Raw genomic sequence first — 17,928 nt, forward strand, 5'->3', positions numbered from 1 at the left:
CTCTTTACGGTTGCTCGTTGGTCAAAAATAGTACCGCCAGCAGTGGCTGGCGGTTGGTAAAGTTACTACGCGGTCAGGCGCGCTGCATCTTGAGCGATCACCAATTCTTCATTGGTTGGGATCACTAAAGCAGGACGGCTGTTGTCAGTAGTGATAGCACCGGATTTACCGAAGCGGGCCGCCAGGTTACGGTCGTGATCGTATTCGAAACCTAACAGGGCCAGTTTTTTCATCACCTGTTCACGAACCAGTGCGGAGTTTTCACCAATCCCACCGGTAAAGATAATGGCATCCAAACGGCTTTCCATCAGTGCGGAATAAGCACCAACGTATTTAGCCAGACGGTGGCAGTAGACATCCATAGCGCGTTTAGCATCGGCTTTGGTTTCATAGTTATCTTCTATATAACGGCAATCACTGGTGACTTCGGTCAGACCTAGCAAGCCAGATTCTTTGGTCAACAGTTTGTTGATTTGTTCAACGCTCATGCCCAGTGAATCATGCAGATGGAAAATGATCGCTGGGTCGATGTCACCACTGCGGGTACCCATTACCAGACCTTCCAATGGTGTCAATCCCATAGAGGTGTCAACACACTGACCATTAACGATAGCCGAGATAGAGCCACCATTACCCAAGTGGCAGACGATAACATTCAGCTCTTCAACCGGTTTGTTGAGCGTTTTTGCGGCTTCACGGGAAACGAAGAAGTGGCTGGTTCCATGAGCGCCATAGCGACGAATGCCGTGCTCTTTATACAGGTTGTATGGCAGGGCATAGAGGTAAGCCTCTTCTGGCATGGTTTGATGGAAAGCGGTGTCGAATACGGCAACGTTTTTGTCAGCCAGGTGCGGGAATCCTTTTTTCGCTTCTTCGATGCCAATCAGGTGAGCAGGGTTATGCAATGGTGCGAATGGAACCGCATCTTTAATCCCTTGAATGACTTCATCATTGATGGTAACGGATGCCGTGAATTTTTCACCGCCGTGAACAATGCGGTGGCCGATTGCGGCGATTTGATCAGAAAGTTCTGGTTTTTCGACCAGAATCGTATTAACAATAAAGTTCAATGCTTCACTGTGGGCTGCACCAGCACCTAAAGCGGCTTCATGTTTTGCGCCATCCATTTTCCACTTAATGCGGGCTTCAGGCAGGTTAAAACATTCAGCTAGACCAGAAAGATATTCTTCACCGTTAGCAGGATCGATGATAGCAAATTTCAGAGAAGAGCTACCGCAATTGAGGACCAGTACCAGCTTACTTGACATGGAAGTACCTATATCGTGTTTGTCATTGAGTCTTACAGATAAGACATGTGATTAATAAAACGTCAATTACTCATCAGCGTAGAGCATATAGTGATGACATTAAATGATTAACATCATGCTAAGTGCAAAGAGCATGATGATAAGGTTTAAATTTTCAAAACCCCTTTTTTGTCTGCTCTGATGTTAAGGGATAGCGTGATTTGTTAACAAAATGAGCCTAAGTGCAGTAAAAAAGGTAAAATATGCCGCTTTGCTGCTGTGTATAACATAAAAGTGAATGTAGGATACCGATAGCTAGCAGCAAAGACAAAATATACTTAATCCTACAAAAAATATTTTATCAGTTACAATGTTTTTTTAAAAAATGTGTTTTTAATTGATTGAGGTCATGATGAGCGCAATACCTCCCACCAGTAACGGATGGCTGAGAAAGATGCAACTGGGACAGCAATACATGAAAACTTGGCCGATTGAGAAACAGTTGGCACCCATGTTTCCTGAAAATCGGATTATTAAGGCAACCCGCTTTGGTATCCGGTTTATGCCGCCGTTGGCTATTTTTACTCTGACGTGGCAAATCGCACTGGGTGGTCAGCTTGGTCCAGCGGTGGCGACGGCACTGTTCGCGTGTAGTTTACCGATGCAAGGGTTATGGTGGTTGGGGAAACGGGCATCAACCCCGTTACCCGCGGCATTGCTGAAATGGTTTCATGAAATCCGTGATAAATTTGCCGCAGCGGGTATCGCAATGGCACCTTTGCAGCAAACGCCAACTTATCAATCTCTCGCAGAACTGCTGAAACGCGCATTTAAACAACTCGATCGTTCGTTTCTTGATGATATTTGAACCAGGAGAAACCTGTTGCTAGATTATTGCAGTCAATGTACTGGAAAATCAGAGATGATGGTTCATGACGAAAAGTGGACACATTGTTGATCGCAACCGGGGATTTTCTCTTAATAAAATGGTCTACTAGCCAAGCTTTTGACATTAATATCTTCTTTTTTGTTGATAGAGGCCATTTTGAATAGCGAGCTCTTGTGGGTGTTGACCCTGCTACTGATAGCTATTGTTCTTTTTACTACCAATAAACTGCGCATGGATATTGTTGCATTATTGGTAATTATCGCGTTTGTCATGAGTGGAACGTTGACGCTCGGTGAAGCGACCAGCGGTTTTAGTGATCCCAATGTGTTGCTGATAGCTGCCTTGTTTGTTATTGGTGAAGGATTGGTAAGAACTGGCGTTGCTTATCAAATGGGGGATTGGCTGGTAAGAGCCGCCGGAAACAGCGAAACCAAAATGCTGGCATTACTGATGATGACTGTTGCAGGGCTTGGTGCTTTTATGAGCTCTACAGGGGTGGTCGCGATTTTCATTCCGGTGGTGCTCAGTGTTGCGGTAAGGATGAAAATTTCGCCGGGGCGGTTGATGATGCCCTTGAGTTTTGCCGGGCTTATCAGTGGCATGATGACATTGGTAGCGACACCACCCAATATGGTGGTTAACAGTGAGTTGATACGGGAAGGGCTTCCCGGTTTTAAATTCTTCTCTATTACACCTATTGGTATTTTGATTCTGTTTGCCGGTATTGGTTATATGCTGATCGCTCGCCATTGGTTGGGCAATAATCAATCAGATAAAGGCCATGATAAATGGCATCGTCGTACTTTCCGTGACCTTATCCGCGACTATAAATTATCAGGTCGCGCACGTCGCCTGGCGATCCGCCCAGGTTCCCCGCTGATAGGTCTCTCTCTTGATGAGTCAAATTTGCGTGCTCGCTACGGGGCTAATGTCGTTGGTATCGAGCGTTGGCGGCGTTTCCGGCGCGTTATGGTCAGTGCGATGGGCAATACAGAATTGAGAGAACGGGATGTGTTGCTGGTTGATATGTCAGACAGTGAGGTGGATCTGCGTCAATTTTGCAGTGAGCAATTATTAGAACCGATGGTACTGCGCGGGGAGTATTTCTCTGAACAATCTCGTAACGTAGGTATGGCTGAAGTCTCTCTGATCCCGGAGTCGGATTTATTGGGTAAGTCACTGCGGGAAATAGGTTTTCGTACCTGCTATGGTTTGAATGTTGTTGGTATTCGACGTGATGGTGAATCGTTGTCGGGTAAACTGGTTGATGCGCCACTGCAACTTGGCGATATTTTGCTGGTTATTGGTGACTGGAAACTGATACGTATCCTGCAAACCAAAATGCGCGATTTTATTGTCCTTAATCTGCCGGTTGAGATCGAAGAGGTGGCTCCGGCAACGTCTCAAGCGCCACATGCGCTTTTTAGCTTGGCACTGATGGTAGCCATGATGCTTACCGATGAAGTACCCAATGTGATTGCCGCATTGATAGCTTGCCTGTTGATGGGAAAATTCCGTTGTATTGATATGGAAAGTGCGTACCGCTCTATTCATTGGCCCAGTATTATCCTGATTGTCGGGATGATGCCGTTTGCTCTGGCATTACAGAAAACGGGCGGGATTGAGCTGATTGTCCGTGGCTTGATGGATATTGCGGGTGATATGGGGCCGAGGGTGATGCTGGTATGTCTGTTTATACTTTGTGCCGTAATCGGCTTGTTTATTTCTAATACGGCAACGGCGGTATTAATGGCGCCGATAGCTATTGCTGCTGCACGTGAAATGGCAGTATCGCCCATGCCATTTGCCATGATTATTGGTGTGGCAGCTTCCGCCGCATTTATGACCCCGGTTTCGTCCCCAGTGAATACGCTGGTTCTTGGCCCCGGTGGTTATAAGTTTTCCGATTTTGTCCGTTTGGGCGTGCCATTTACCCTACTGGTGATGGTGATAAGTGTGCTGGTCATCCCTTGGTTGTTTCCATTTTAATGTGGAATATCAAGGCTAATTTCGTCCAATGACAGGCTGAATCCCGGTACAAAAACTTTCATAAAGTAATCCATCTCCTGGCTGTGACGATCAGCCAGGGTTTTTTCAAGTCGGGCTATCGCCAGATTGAATTCATGGTTACCTGCCGATAACTCTTCCAGACATTTGAGGTAAGCACACAGGGAATCGGCCTGTTTAATGATAAAAGTTTCTTCTGTTGTATGCTGGCTGTCATCTAGGATTGGACGGAAATCCTCTTGTAGCTCTGTTGGCAGCATTTCCAGTAATTTTTTCTGCGCGATTTTTTCTATTTTTTTGTATTCCCGTGCAATATGTGGATTGTGATATTTGACCGGAGTGGGTAAATCTCCGGTAATAACTTCGCTGGCATCGTGATACATAGCCAGCAACGCAATGCGTTCAGCATTCACATTGCCACCAAATTTGCGGTTTTTGATAATGGCTAAGGCGTGTGCGACAAAGGCCACTTGTAAGCTATGTTCCGATACATTTTCTGTACGTACATTACGCATCAGAGGCCAACGGTTAATCAGTTTCAAACGGGAAAGGTGGGCAAAAAAGTGGCTCATAATCATCTCTTACAGTAAATATTGTTTTTATTGTGAGCGGTGGATAGGGGTAAAGTAAACCTTAAAATCGTTTCTTGTTTTTATACCTTATTTTCATAGGGAAATCTGCTATTTATCTAAACGGGTATCCAGACTGTATAGCAAGGTTGATATGATTAATTTAAATTTATTATTAACTGGCAATGTTATAATCGTAATAGATATCTTTTTTAAAGGAAATTTATGTTTTTACTCCATTTTGCATACAGTTTATATACAAAAATTTCATATAATTTACAATAGTTTGTTATTCATCCAGGCGTTCTCTTTTATTAAGTTTAATAAATGCAATGTTTAATTCTTTTATATCTTGCTAATGCCTTATATAATCGCTGCAAAAATCGTCCATAAAAATAAAAAAATTAGTCTGTGTTACCGGTAAAAAATGAAAATTTATTGACCTTATTTTGCAGAGAGTGGTTATTGGATATCAATAAAGAGAGTTATGGACGTGGTTATCAAGGATTTCTATCTGACAGGTGAGGTTTTCACCAGTGAAGAAAAAGTGGGTAGGCGAGACTTATCGGAATAGAAGAAATAAGTTTTCGCCTATTCCGATAGAACGCATGGTATGAATAATGTCCGTTATCAGCGATATTTTTCTATACCCGTTATCCTTCAAGTTGCCTCTTTAGTTGGCTGCACTCGTTCACCCCGGTCACGCTCACCCCGGTCACATAGTTACCTATGCTCCCGGGGCTTCACTCCCTTGCCGTCGTGATGCATCTTGAAATCCATAGGGTATATAAACGGTTCTTATTTTTACTGATGATATTTGCCAATAAATCGGGCGAATTTCTGAATTGCCATCTCTAGTTCATCAAGCCTTGGTAGGGTCACGATGCGGAGATGGTCAGGTTCCGGCCAGTTAAATGCGGTTCCCTGCACTAACAAGACCTTCTCTTGTAATAAAAGGTCAAGCACCATCTTCTGGTCATCGTGAACATTAAAACGTTTCGCATCAATTTTTGGAAACATATATAAAGCGCCTTTAGGTTTCACGCAGGAAACGCCGGGGATTTGATTAATTAATTCCCATGCTCGGTTACGCTGCTCATACAAACGGCCACCAGGTAAAATGAATTCACTGATACTTTGGTAACCGCCTAAAGCAGTTTGAATAGCGTGTTGCATTGGCACATTGGCACATAAACGCATTGATGCCAGCATCTCCAAGCCTTCAATGTAGCTCTTAGCGTGTTTCTTCGGGCCATTTAATACCATCCAGCCTTGACGAAAACCTGCAACCCGATATGTTTTGGATAATCCATTAAATGTTACCGTTAACAGATCAGGCGCGAGGGCAGCAATTGAATGATGTTCTGCATCGTCATATAAGATTTTGTCGTAAATTTCATCAGCAAAAATAATCAAATTGTGTTGCCGAGCTATTTCAACAACTTCCAATAGCAATTCTTTACTATATACAGCACCCGTTGGATTATTAGGGTTAATAATCACAATCCCACGTGTGCGGGGCGTAATTTTGTTGCGGATATCATTTAAGTCAGGGAACCAATCTGACCCTTCATCACACATATAATGTACGGCTTTGCCACTGGAAAGTGAAACTGCCGCAGTCCAGAGAGGATAATCAGGTGCGGGAACAAGCATTTCATCACCGGTATTCAGTAATGCTTGCATTGCCTGAACGATTAATTCAGAAACACCATTGCCGATATAAATATCTTCAACGGTCACGTCCATCATATTCCGGGCTTGATAATGTTGCATGATAGCTTTGCGTGCAGAATACAGACCTTTCGAATCTGAATAACCCTGTGCTGTTGGTAAGTTACGGATAACATCTACCAAGATTTCATCTGGTGCTTCAAAACCAAAGGGGGCTGGATTACCAATATTTAATTTGAGGACTTTATTGCCTTCTTCTTCAAGGCGTTTAGCTTCCTTGAGTACGGGGCCGCGGATATCATAACAAACATTATCCAATTTGCTGGATTTTTTAACTGCTAGCATAGAGAGTCTTACCTTATCTTGGTAAAAAAAGTCGCTTGGCATATAGCGTGTAACATTTAATGTACTCCTCCCTCTGAATGTTTTGAAGATGCATTGATATATTTGGTTAAAATGGTTGTTTTAGTAGGGGAGTTGTTATTTGAGTATCTTTTTATGTAAATTATGTCAGCGTTAAATCCTGAATTTACTGATGATATCAAATTTATAATCTGGATTGTTGTTGTTTTTTAGTGTGGGAATGGGGGTATTTTTAGCGTGATAACGGCATGGCCGGGCCATTGTGGAGAGAAAGTGAGCATAGCGCAATTTGCCAATAAAAATTGTTGTGTTTGTATAATTTATTCTTATGTATAAGATTTGGCTTGAATTGGCAATTTGGAACTATATATTTTAGAAAGATCAAACAATATTTTTGATCATTTCTGGAAACTAGTTGTAAATTTATCTGAATAGGATTATTAAACATTAGTGATATTGTAGATTTTTACTTTATATTTAGTTTTTCTGATATAACTTATGTTATTCTTTGACGTGAGTCAGAAAACAAAATAACCAAACTAGAAATCACATATAGGGTGTTGTAAATAGGGATTGTCCTCAATTTTATTTAGGAATCCGAGTAACTTTTGCTAAGAAGAGGAGAAAATAAAACCCGCAATGGGTTCAATAGGTAAAAAAACAGCAGTAAATCTTTGCCCTATTTAATAGAGTAGAGTACTGTCTAAGCGATGTTAATTTAATTTGATAGTGCTTACGTAAAAACACCAGGTTAGTTAGTAATTAAAATCAAAAAAAAGTGATGAATAAACAATGATAAATGCAAATCGTCCGATAATGAATCTCGATCTCGATCTGCTAAGAACTTTTGTTGCTGTTGCTGATTTAAATACTTTTGCAGCAGCAGCAGCAGCAGTATGCAGAACGCAATCGGCTGTAAGTCAGCAAATGCAACGTTTGGAGCAGTTGGTGGGCAGAGAGTTGTTTGCCCGTCATGGCCGTAATAAGCTTCTTACAGAGCATGGTCTTCAACTTCTTGGTTATGCAAGACAAATTCTGCGCGCTAACGATGATGCCAGCGCATCATTAACCTATAGCGATGCAGAAGGTGAACTAAGAATCGGTGCATCCGATGATACGGTGGATACACTGCTCCCTTTTTTGTTAAATCGCATCGCTTCCGTTTATCCACGGATGGCAATAGACGTCCGGATAAAGCGTACTCAGTTTATTGAAAGTATGCTGGATAGCCATGAGATCGATTTGGCGCTCACAACCGCAAAAATCAGTCATCATCCAAGGACTGTTCTGCGTTCAACACCAGTATTATGGCATTGTGCTCCTGATTTCCAGCTACAGTCAAATGAACCTGTGCCACTGGTTGTGATGGATGAAACCAACCCATTCCGTCAGTTAGCGTTGGATACGCTGGATGAGGTGGGAGTATCGTGGCGGATTGCTTATGAAGCCGCTTCTCTGTCGGCAGTTCGCACGGCAGTGAATGCAGAAGTCGGTATTACTGCTCGTCCTTTGGAAATGCAAAATGCTGATCTGCGTATTTTAGGCGAGAGTGAAGGGCTTCCTCGTTTACCTGAAACCCAGTTCTCTCTGTATAGACATAGTAATGAACAAAATGAATCTGTTCTTACGGTTTTTAGTGCAATAGAGAATAAGAAAACGCCATACGTGGTAACGAGTGTTTCTGAGGAACTTCCTGATGATGACGATATTATTGATGAGTAATATCTGAAACACTTCCCTTTGCTAATACCTCCATTATGGATGGAAGGAGGTATTAGCTCCTCGAATATATTTATAAGTAATCATCAACTAAATTCACCTTATTCTGTTGTTATCGTAATCATTAAATATACGGTAGCATTTTTCTTAACACCCCCTGATTTGGTTAACAAATTGTTATATTGTTAACAAGGTAATAATTTGCTGAATTGATAAAATAAGTATTTCTGTAGTGAACGGGAACTTTTCTCGTCGCGAATGGATAAAAAATATAATTTCTTCAGATTTGAATGAATTATCATCAGTAGTAAAATTTTTTTCTGTCAAATTGTGTACTTGATCAAAGAAATACTCCCTATGTAGCAGTGGAAAGGCAGGTTTTTCCTGAGATAATGATGTGGTAAAAGCGAATTATCGGTTAAACTAGTTGCCGCCACTGTTCGCATGCCAGTTGACTGACACGTTTTAGCAGTGCGGCAGCACGATTCGTTAAGACTAAGTTTGTTGTTTGTAAATAAATGTTAGATTAATTTTGTCATAACAGACAAAATATTGTTGAGAGGAGTAAAAACCAAGAAGATTCACTCCATCAATCATTGATTAACAGTGTTTCAGATTTGGTTGTTACCCCTTCCCTTGAATCGATGTGGTGCAACACTGCCAGACAAAAGAGCAGACACTTTTGACACCACTTTTGATGAGTAAGCAATGAGTATGTCAACATCCACTGAACTCTTTGCCCATCACTGGGCATTCGCGGTATTTCTTTTAGGTGCTTTCGGTCTGTGTGCTTTGATGCTGTTAGGGGCATTTTTCTTGGGCGGAAGAGCGAAAGCCCGGGCAAAACATGTCCCTTATGAATCTGGTATTGATTCTGTCGGTAGTGCTCGTCTCCGTATGTCGGCTAAGTTCTATCTGGTCGCTATGTTCTTTGTCATCTTCGATGTTGAAGCTCTGTTTTTATATGCATGGTCAGTCTCTATCAAAGAGAGTGGCTGGTTAGGCTTTATCGAAGCAAGCATTTTCATTTTGGTGTTACTTGCAGGCTTGTTTTATCTGGTGCGTATTGGGGCGCTGAATTGGACGCCATCTCGTTCAAGCCGCCAGGTAAGTAAACCAAGTGTTGTGATTAACATTAACAATAGTCATCCGCAGTAATAGCGAGGCATTTAAAGATGGATTATACGCTCACCCGCATAGATCCGAACGGTGAGAATGACCGTTATCCCCTGCAAAAACAGGAAATTGTCGCAGACCCACTGGAGCAGCATGTTCACCGTAGTGTTTACATGGGCAAACTGGAGCATGCTCTGCATGATATGGTGAATTGGGGACGTAAAAACTCCCTGTGGCCCTACAACTTTGGTCTTTCCTGCTGTTATGTGGAAATGGCGACATCATTTACCGCTGTTCATGATGTCGCTCGTTTTGGCGCTGAAGTTTTACGTGCATCACCCCGCCAAGCGGATTTTATGGTGGTCGCTGGAACCTGTTTTACCAAAATGGCGCCGGTTATTCAGCGCCTGTATGACCAGATGCTTGAGCCGAAGTGGGTTATCTCTATGGGAGCTTGTGCCAACTCTGGCGGTATGTACGATATTTACTCTGTCGTTCAAGGTGTCGATAAGTTTATCCCTGTTGATGTTTATATTCCTGGCTGTCCTCCCCGTCCTGAAGCTTATATGCAAGCTCTGTTGTTGTTACAAGAGTCAATCGGCAAAGAGCGTCGTCCGTTGTCTTGGGTAGTGGGAGAGCAAGGGGTTTACCGTGCCAATATGCAGTCAGAAAGAGAACGTAAGCACGGGGAACGTATCGCAGTGAAAAATCTGCGTACGCCAGACGAAGTTTAAGAATTTGTCTTTAGACAGTAGGCGTTACTAAAGTAGCCTAATGAATGTAACCAGAGCAATGTGTTGCGATACTAATCCTGATCAAAACGAACACTGATCAAAGCGTTGTGGTGAAAAATGATGATAGATCAGATAGCGCAAGAAAGCGCCCGGCCTGCGTGGCAAACTCATGATCATCTTGATGATCCGGTCATGAGTGAGCTGCGTAACCACTTTGGCCCGGATGCCTTTACTGTTCAGCCAACCCGTACAGGTATACCCGTTGTCTGGGTGAAGCGTGAACAATTACTGGAAGTAATGACTTTCCTGAAGAAGCTGCCTAAACCTTATGTCATGTTATTTGATTTGCATGGCATGGATGAACGCCAGCGTACTTATCGCCAGGGTCTGCCAGAGGCAGATTTTTCTGTGTTTTATCACCTGCTTTCTATTGAGCGTAACCGCGATATCATGTTGAAGGTTGCCCTCAGTGAAAAAGACCTGAATCTCCCGACTGCAACTCCTCTGTTCCCAAATGCCAACTGGTATGAGCGTGAAACATGGGAAATGTTTGGTATTGTCTTTAACGGCCATCCAAATCTGCGCCGCATTATGTTGCCGCCGACTTGGGAAGGGCATCCGTTGCGGAAGGATTATCCTGCTCGTGCGACAGAATTTGATCCTTTCGAATTGACCAGACAGAAAGAAGATCTGGAAATGGAAGCACTGACTTTCAAACCAGAAGAGTGGGGAATGAAGCGGGGTACCGAGAATGAGGACTTTATGTTCCTTAACCTTGGTCCTAACCATCCCTCTTCTCATGGGGCATTTCGTATCATTCTGCAACTGGATGGTGAAGAGATTGTTGATTGTGTCCCGGATATTGGTTATCACCATCGTGGCGCGGAGAAGATGGGAGAGCGACAATCTTGGCACAGTTATATTCCCTATACAGACCGTATTGAATACTTAGGCGGTTGTGTTAACGAAATGCCTTATGTGCTGGCGGTGGAGAAACTGGCGGGAATTGAAGTGCCTGACCGGGTAAAAACCATTCGCGTTATGTTGTCGGAATTGTTCCGCATTAACAGCCACCTACTCTACATCTCGACTTTCATTCAGGACGTTGGCGGGATGACACCGGTGTTCTTCGCCTTTACTGACCGTCAGAAAGTGTATGATCTGGTGGAGGCGATTACCGGTTTCCGTATGCACCCAGCGTGGTTCCGCATTGGCGGCGTTGCTCATGATTTGCCGCGTGGTTGGGATAGATTATTGCGCGATTTCCTCAACTGGATGCCCAAACGTCTTGATTCCTACGTGAAAGTGGCGCTGAAAAACAGCATCCTGAAAGGCCGTTCTATTGGAGTTGCTGCTTATAATTCCAAACAAGCTCTTGAATGGGGCACCACTGGAGCGGGTTTGCGGGCAACGGGTATCGCGTTTGATGTGCGTAAATGGCGTCCATACTCCGGCTATGAAAATTTCGATTTCGACGTGCCGATTGGTAATAACGGCGACTGTTATGACCGCGTGATGTTGAAAGTGGAAGAAGTGCGTCAGAGCTTGCGAATCTTGAAACAGTGTCTGAACAATATGCCTGAAGGTCCATTCAAAGCAGATCATCCACTGACGACGCCACCACCGAAAGAGCGTACTTTGCAGCATATTGAGACTATGATTAACCACTTTTTGCAAGTGTCATGGGGACCGGTAATGCCAGCAAATGAATCTTTCCAAATGATTGAGGCCACTAAGGGCATCAACAGCTATTATCTCACCAGCGACGGCAGTACTGTCAGTTACCGTACCCGCGTCCGTACACCGAGTTATCCGCATTTGCAGCAGATCCCATCGGTAATTCGCGGTAGCTTAGTTTCTGACCTGATCGTGTATCTGGGCAGTATTGATTTTGTTATGTCTGATGTGGATCGCTAACTATGCAAAGTGAAATTAACGCGAGTGCTCAACAAGCGCGCCTTGATGTGGTTAACGTAGCAGAGTCTCAGGCAAAAGCAGATTTTGTGCTGAGCACCGAAGAGCACGATGCTATTGAGCATGAAAAACACCACTACGAAGATCCGCGTGCCGCTTCGATAGAAGCATTGAAAATCGTACAGAAGCATCGTGGTTGGGTACCGGATGGCGCTATTTACGCGATTGCTGATGTGCTTGGTATTCCCGCTAGTGATGTGGAAGGTGTGGCAACATTCTACAGCCAGATTTACCGTCAACCTGTGGGCCGCCATATTATTCGTTATTGTGACAGCGTGGTTTGTCATATTACCGGTTATCAAGATGTTCAGGTTGCAATTGAAAAACATCTAAATATCTGTCCGGGACAGACGACGAAAGATGGGCGTTTTACGCTGTTGCCAACCTGTTGTCTGGGTAACTGTGACAAAGGCCCGACGATGATGATCGATGACGATACGCACAGTTCTGTCAGACCTGAAGAGATTGAAAAGTTACTGGAGCAGTATCCATGACAGCATATTCAGGAATAAAAGAAATTATTCGTACTGAGGAAAACCATCCTCTTACTTGGCGATTGCGTGATGACAAACAACCGGTATGGTTGGATGAGTACCGTAGCAAAAATGGTTATCGAGGTGCTGAGAAAGCACTGAAAAGCATGTCCCCAAATGAAGTGGTTTCTCTGGTAAAAGACGCAGGGCTGAAAGGCCGTGGCGGTGCAGGTTTCTCTACTGGTTTGAAGTGGAGCCTGATGCCAAAAGATGAAAGCATGAATATCCGTTATCTGCTATGTAACGCAGATGAAATGGAGCCAGGTACCTACAAAGATCGCTTGCTGATGGAGCAACTTCCTCATTTGCTGGTGGAAGGGATGTTGATCAGTGCATTTGCCCTGAAAGCTTATCGTGGCTATATCTTCCTGCGTGGTGAATATGTGGAAGCGGCTGTGCATCTGCGTAAAGCCATCGAAGAAGCTAAGGCTGCGGGTTTGTTGGGTAAAGACATTATGGGCAGCGGCTTTGATTTTGAGTTGTTTGTTCATACCGGCGCGGGGCGTTATATCTGTGGTGAAGAGACCGCACTGATTAACTCATTGGAAGGTCGCCGAGCGAATCCTCGTTCAAAACCGCCATTTCCAGCCACTTCCGGCGCATGGGGTAAACCTACTTGCGTCAACAACGTTGAAACCTTGTGCAACGTTCCTTCAATTCTCGAATACGGTAAAGAGTGGTATATCGGTTTAAGTGCAGGCAAGAGTAAAGATGCCGGTACCAAACTGATGGGTTTCTCTGGTCGGGTGAAAAATCCGGGCTTGTGGGAACTGCCATTTGGTACGACTGCTCGTGAAATTCTTGAAGATTATGCTGGCGGTATGCGTGACGGCTTGAAATTCAAAGCATGGCAGCCCGGTGGTGCAGGAACTGACTTCCTGACTGCTGAACATCTGGATCTGCCAATGGATTTCGAAAATATTGCTAAAGCGGGCAGCCGTTTGGGCACGGCCTTGGCAATGGCAGTTGACCATGAAATTAATATGGTTTCGTTGACGCGTAATCTCGAAGAATTCTTTGCCCGTGAATCTTGCGGCTGGTGTACTCCATGTCGTGACGGGTTGCCGTGGAGCGTAAAAATCCTGCGTGCAATAGAACGTGGGGAAGGGCAACCCGGGGATATTGAAACGTTGGAGCAGCTCTGTCGTTTCCTTGGGCCAGGTAATACGTTCTGTGCTCACGCACCAGGGGCCGTGGAACCACTACAGAGTGCCATCAAATATTTCCGTGATGAATTCGAAGCTGGAATTGTGACTAAAGACTATGGGAACACCCATTTCATTGCGGGTATCCAGTCAAACCTGTTAAAGCAGCGTTGGTAATGGGTTCTTCACGAAATTAGCAGAATTTTTGATTAACACTTGCTGAAAAGCAGGTCATTTGGAAGCATGCTGACTATGGCTACGATACATGTAGACGGCAAAAAATATGATGTAGACGGGGCTGATAACCTGTTACAAGCTTGCCTCTCTTTGGGGTTAGATATTCCTTATTTTTGCTGGCATCCAGCGCTTGGAAGCGTTGGCGCTTGCCGCCAGTGTGCGGTGAAGCAATATCAAAATGCGGATGATACGCGCGGTCGTCTGATAATGTCCTGTATGACTCCGGCAACGGATGGCACTTTTATCTCTATTGATGATGAAGAGGCTAAACAGTTCCGTGAGAGTGTGGTTGAGTGGTTGATGACTAACCATCCGCACGATTGCCCGGTATGTGAAGAAGGGGGCAACTGTCACTTACAGGATATGACTGTGATGACCGGTCATACATTCCGTAAATACCGTTTTACTAAGCGTACTCATAACAATCAGGAATTGGGGCCGTTTATTTCTCATGAAATGAACCGCTGTATTGCTTGTTATCGTTGCGTACGTTACTACAAAGATTATGCCGACGGCACTGATTTTGGTGTTTATGGCGCTCACGATAACATCTATTTTGGTCGCCCTGAAAGTGGCACGTTGGAAAGCGAGTTCTCCGGTAACCTGGTAGAAATCTGTCCAACCGGGGTATTTACTGATAAAACCCATTCTGAACGTTATAACCGTAAATGGGATATGCAGTTTGCGCCAAGTATCTGTCAACAGTGTAGCATTGGCTGTAATACCAGCCCCGGGGAGCGTTATGGTGAATTACGCCGTATCGAGAACCGTTATAACGGTACGGTAAACCACTATTTTATGTGTGACCGTGGTCGTTTCGGTTACGGTTATGTCAACCGTAAAGATCGCCCTCGCCAGCCACGGCAATTGCGTGGTGATCATTGGATCTCGCTTAACGCTGAACAGGCCATGCAGGGTGGGGCGGATATTTTGCGTCAGGCCAAAAATGCCATCGGTATCGGTTCTCCACGCGCCAGTCTGGAAAGCAACTTTGCACTACGTGAACTGGTTGGCGCGGAAAACTTCTATAGTGGGATTGCTGCGGCTGAACAACAACGCCTTGATATGATGCTGGAAATTCTGCAACAGGGTGGTGTTTATACACCGTCGCTGCGTGAAATTGAAAGCTATGATGCGGTATTGATTTTAGGCGAAGATTTAACGCAAACCGGTGCCCGGATGGCACTGGCGGTTCGTCAGGCTGTGAAAGGTAAAGCCCGCGAAATGGCTGCTGCTCAGAAAGTTGCTGATTGGCAGATTGCCGCTGTGATGAATATTGGTCAGCGTGCCAAATATCCTCTGTTTGTAACCAACGTGGATGATACGCATCTGGATGATATCGCAGCGTGGAATTATCGTGCGCCGGTTGATGATCAGGCTCGTTTTGGTTTTGCAGTCGCTCATGCATTGGATAACACGGCGCCGGCCGTCGAGAATTTGCCTGACGAATTGAGAGCCAAAGTGGATATGGTTGCGCAAGCATTGATTGGCGCTAAGAAACCGCTGATTATCAGCGGCAGTAACGTCGGCAGTGATGCGATTATTCAAGCAGCTGCTAATATTGCCTGGGCACTGAAAGACCGAGGTTCAGATGTCGGTTTGTCGTTTGTTGCAATCTATGCGAATAGTATTGGATTGGCAATGATGGAGGCTCAGCCACTGGATGTTGCTCTGCAACGTATAAGTAGTGGTAAATCTGATACGGCTATTGTGATGGAAAATGATCTCTATCGGCATGCCGCAGCAGATAAGGTAGACGATGCACTGAACAATCTGAAAAACCTGGTTGTGGTTGACCATCAACGCACTGCTATCATGGATAAAGCCCATTTGATTCTGCCAGCTTCCAGCTTTGCAGAAAGTGACGGCACGTTGGTGAATCAGGAGGGTCGGGCTCAGCGTTATTTCCAAGTTTTCGAACCCTCTTTCTATGACAAATCGGTGGTGATGCTGGAGAGTTGGCGTTGGTTGCACTCCTTGCATACAACGTATGCTGAACGTCATTTGGATTGGACGCAGCTTGACCATGTGATTGATGCCTGCGTTGAAGCAATGCCACAGCTTAAAGGCATTGTTGATGCCGCGCCTGATTCTACGTTCCGCATCCGTGGTCAGAGACTGGCTCGTTCACCACACCGTTACAGTGGTCGTACTGCTATGTTGGCGAATCTCAGCGTACATGAGCAACGTCAGCCGCAGGATGTCGATTCGCCATTTGCTTTCTCAATGGAAGGTAACAATAGTCCTAATGCCCATCGTCAGCAGGTGCCATTTGCATGGGTGCCGGGCTGGAACTCACCACAGGCTTGGAACAAATTCCAGGCGGAGGTAGGTGGTCATCTGCGCTTTGGCGATCCTGGTGTGCGTCTGATTGAAACCACTGACGGCGGTTTGAACTATTTTGATCAGATTCCGACAGCATTTACTGCACAAAATAACCAATGGACAGTGGCTCCTTACCATCATTTGTTTGGTAGTGAAGAGTTAACTCAACGTTCCGATGTGATTCAGGAACGCATGCCGGAGCCTTATGTGATGCTCAATAGCAAAGATGCGGATCAATTAGGTGTGAAAACGGGTTCTGTTCTGGAGTTTGATTGTTTTGGTCAGCAACTGCGTCTGGCAGTTCGTCTGAGTGAAAATCTTGCTCAAGGGCAGATCGGTTTGCCAATGGGAATGCCGGGTATTCCTCCGGTATTGGCCGGTGTTTCCGTGAATAATCTGCGGGAGGTTGCACAATGAGTTGGTTAACCCCCGAAATTATTGATGTGCTGATCGCTGTTCTGAAGGCAGTGGTGATACTGGTAGTGGTTGTTGTCTGTGGGGCATTGATGAGCTTTGGTGAACGTCGTTTGCTAGGGCTGTTTCAAAACCGTTATGGGCCTAACCGCGTAGGTTGGGGCGGATCGTTACAGATCGTCGCTGACATGATCAAAATGTTCTTCAAAGAGGACTGGGTCCCCCGTTTTGCGGACAGAATGATCTTTACCTTAGCGCCGGTGATTGGTTTCGTTTCTCTGTTGCTGGCATTTGCCATTGTGCCGATCACGCCGACTTGGATGGCCGCTGATCTGAACATCGGCATTTTGTTCTTCATGATGATGGCGGGTCTGGCTGTCTATGCGGTGCTGTTTGCTGGATGGTCAAGTAACAACAAATACTCGTTACTGGGGGCAATGCGCGCTTCTGCGCAGACACTGAGTTACGAAGTGTTTATTGGTCTCTCTTTTATGGGTGTTGTTGCGCAGGCGGACTCCTTCAATATGGTGGATATCGTCAATGCACAAGAGCATATGTGGAATGTCATTCCTCAGTTCTTTGGTTTCTTGACTTTTGCTATCGCGGGTGTAGCGGTGTGTCACCGTCATCCATTTGACCAGCCGGAAGCAGAACAGGAGCTGGCTGATGGCTATCATATTGAATATTCCGGTATGAAATTCGGTCTGTTCTTCGTTGGTGAATATATCGGTATTGTCACGGTTTCTGCCCTGATTGTGACAATGTTCTTTGGTGGTTGGCATGGTCCGTTCCTGCCGCCGTTTGTCTGGTTTGCGTTGAAAACGGCATTCTTCATGGTGATGTTCATCCTGATACGTGCCTCTTTACCGCGTCCGCGTTATGACCAGGTGATGGCGTTTGGCTGGAAAATCTGTCTGCCGCTGACCTTACTTAACCTGCTGGCGACTGCGGCAGTGATTTTGTACAACGCTCAATAAGGGGG

General features: G+C 44.9%; 13 protein-coding genes. 10 read left to right on the forward strand and 3 right to left on the reverse strand.

What is annotated here, in order from left to right; translation table 11 throughout:
* Positions 1-65: 65 nt before the first annotated feature.
* Positions 66-1,268 (reverse strand): acetate kinase, encoded by a 1,203-nt coding sequence (gene ackA / locus LG003_RS12340; RefSeq protein ID WP_112877612.1) that lies wholly within the window; start codon positions 1,266-1,268, stop codon positions 66-68.
* A gap of 391 nt (positions 1,269-1,659) precedes the next feature.
* On the opposite strand from ackA, the gene yfbV reads away from it, so the two are divergent.
* Together yfbV and LG003_RS12350 are read left to right on the forward strand one after the other, a co-directional pair.
* On the forward strand, positions 1,660-2,115 hold the full coding sequence (gene yfbV / locus LG003_RS12345; RefSeq protein WP_112877610.1) for a terminus macrodomain insulation protein YfbV: 456 nt from the start codon (positions 1,660-1,662) through the stop codon (positions 2,113-2,115).
* A gap of 177 nt (positions 2,116-2,292) precedes the next feature.
* The gene (locus LG003_RS12350; protein ID WP_112877608.1) at positions 2,293-4,125 is read left to right on the forward strand and encodes an SLC13 family permease; all 1,833 of its coding nucleotides are present in this window, start codon (positions 2,293-2,295) and stop codon (positions 4,123-4,125) included.
* On the opposite strand, the gene yfbR is transcribed toward LG003_RS12350, so the two are convergent.
* Together yfbR and LG003_RS12360 are read right to left on the reverse strand one after the other, a co-directional pair.
* Positions 4,122-4,715: a 5'-deoxynucleotidase gene (gene yfbR, locus LG003_RS12355; RefSeq protein WP_041380177.1), complete on the reverse strand. Its 594-nt coding sequence runs from the start codon at positions 4,713-4,715 to the stop codon at positions 4,122-4,124. The two genes, LG003_RS12350 and yfbR, sit on opposite strands and share 4 nt — an antisense overlap.
* Before the next feature lie 801 nt (positions 4,716-5,516).
* Entirely contained in the window at positions 5,517-6,731 is a 1,215-nt protein-coding gene (locus tag LG003_RS12360) for a pyridoxal phosphate-dependent aminotransferase (RefSeq protein WP_011147308.1), read from the reverse strand.
* An 810-nt stretch (positions 6,732-7,541) separates the two neighbouring features.
* Between LG003_RS12360 and hexA the strand changes: the two genes are divergently transcribed.
* The 8 genes from hexA to nuoH all read left to right on the forward strand — a co-directional run bounded on the left by hexA (position 7,542) and on the right by nuoH (position 17,923).
* Positions 7,542-8,471 (forward strand): transcriptional regulator HexA, encoded by a 930-nt coding sequence (gene hexA / locus LG003_RS12365; RefSeq protein ID WP_112877606.1) that lies wholly within the window; start codon positions 7,542-7,544, stop codon positions 8,469-8,471.
* A gap of 705 nt (positions 8,472-9,176) precedes the next feature.
* A complete protein-coding gene (locus LG003_RS12370; protein ID WP_011147306.1) occupies positions 9,177-9,626 on the forward strand; it encodes an NADH-quinone oxidoreductase subunit A in 450 nt (149 codons plus the stop codon).
* Between the two features lie 17 nt (positions 9,627-9,643).
* Positions 9,644-10,318: a NuoB/complex I 20 kDa subunit family protein gene (locus LG003_RS12375; protein WP_112877604.1), complete on the forward strand. Its 675-nt coding sequence runs from the start codon at positions 9,644-9,646 to the stop codon at positions 10,316-10,318.
* Between the two features lie 117 nt (positions 10,319-10,435).
* Positions 10,436-12,235 carry an NADH-quinone oxidoreductase subunit C/D gene (nuoC, locus tag LG003_RS12380; protein WP_262980854.1) on the forward strand — a complete coding sequence of 600 codons (1,800 nt, stop codon included), beginning with the start codon at positions 10,436-10,438 and terminating at the stop codon, positions 12,233-12,235.
* 2 nt (positions 12,236-12,237) lie between these two features.
* Positions 12,238-12,786: an NADH-quinone oxidoreductase subunit NuoE gene (gene nuoE, locus LG003_RS12385; RefSeq protein ID WP_262980855.1), complete on the forward strand. Its 549-nt coding sequence runs from the start codon at positions 12,238-12,240 to the stop codon at positions 12,784-12,786.
* Complete coding sequence (nuoF, locus tag LG003_RS12390) at positions 12,783-14,147, forward strand: NADH-quinone oxidoreductase subunit NuoF (RefSeq protein WP_112877598.1); 1,365 nt, start codon at positions 12,783-12,785, stop codon at positions 14,145-14,147. Before nuoE ends, nuoF begins: the two co-directional genes overlap by 4 nt.
* 75 nt (positions 14,148-14,222) lie before the next feature.
* Positions 14,223-16,949, forward strand: a complete 2,727-nt coding sequence (gene nuoG, locus LG003_RS12395) for an NADH-quinone oxidoreductase subunit NuoG (protein ID WP_262980856.1) — start codon at positions 14,223-14,225, stop codon at positions 16,947-16,949.
* On the forward strand, positions 16,946-17,923 hold the full coding sequence (gene nuoH, locus LG003_RS12400) for an NADH-quinone oxidoreductase subunit NuoH (RefSeq protein ID WP_011147300.1): 978 nt from the start codon (positions 16,946-16,948) through the stop codon (positions 17,921-17,923). Before nuoG ends, nuoH begins: the two co-directional genes overlap by 4 nt.
* Positions 17,924-17,928: the final 5 nt, after the last annotated feature.

Origin of the sequence: Photorhabdus kleinii (assembly GCF_025384885.1) — a bacterium.
Taxonomy (GTDB): Bacteria; Pseudomonadota; Gammaproteobacteria; order Enterobacterales; family Enterobacteriaceae; genus Photorhabdus; species Photorhabdus kayaii.

What these genes read in the sequence shown, in the direction of transcription:
- ackA (WP_112877612.1), bottom strand. Translation starts at nt 1,268, where the DNA reads ATGTCAAGTAAGCTGGTACTGGTCCTCAATTGCGGTAGCTCTTCTCTG.
- yfbV (WP_112877610.1), top strand. Translation starts at nt 1,660, where the DNA reads ATGAGCGCAATACCTCCCACCAGTAACGGATGGCTGAGAAAGATGCAA.
- yfbR (WP_041380177.1), bottom strand. Translation starts at nt 4,715, where the DNA reads ATGAGCCACTTTTTTGCCCACCTTTCCCGTTTGAAACTGATTAACCGT.
- LG003_RS12360 (WP_011147308.1), bottom strand. Translation starts at nt 6,731, where the DNA reads ATGCTAGCAGTTAAAAAATCCAGCAAATTGGATAATGTTTGTTATGAT.
- hexA (WP_112877606.1), top strand. Translation starts at nt 7,542, where the DNA reads ATGATAAATGCAAATCGTCCGATAATGAATCTCGATCTCGATCTGCTA.
- LG003_RS12370 (WP_011147306.1), top strand. Translation starts at nt 9,177, where the DNA reads ATGAGTATGTCAACATCCACTGAACTCTTTGCCCATCACTGGGCATTC.
- LG003_RS12375 (WP_112877604.1), top strand. Translation starts at nt 9,644, where the DNA reads ATGGATTATACGCTCACCCGCATAGATCCGAACGGTGAGAATGACCGT.
- nuoC (WP_262980854.1), top strand. Translation starts at nt 10,436, where the DNA reads ATGATGATAGATCAGATAGCGCAAGAAAGCGCCCGGCCTGCGTGGCAA.
- nuoE (WP_262980855.1), top strand. Translation starts at nt 12,238, where the DNA reads ATGCAAAGTGAAATTAACGCGAGTGCTCAACAAGCGCGCCTTGATGTG.
- nuoF (WP_112877598.1), top strand. Translation starts at nt 12,783, where the DNA reads ATGACAGCATATTCAGGAATAAAAGAAATTATTCGTACTGAGGAAAAC.
- nuoG (WP_262980856.1), top strand. Translation starts at nt 14,223, where the DNA reads ATGGCTACGATACATGTAGACGGCAAAAAATATGATGTAGACGGGGCT.
- nuoH (WP_011147300.1), top strand. Translation starts at nt 16,946, where the DNA reads ATGAGTTGGTTAACCCCCGAAATTATTGATGTGCTGATCGCTGTTCTG.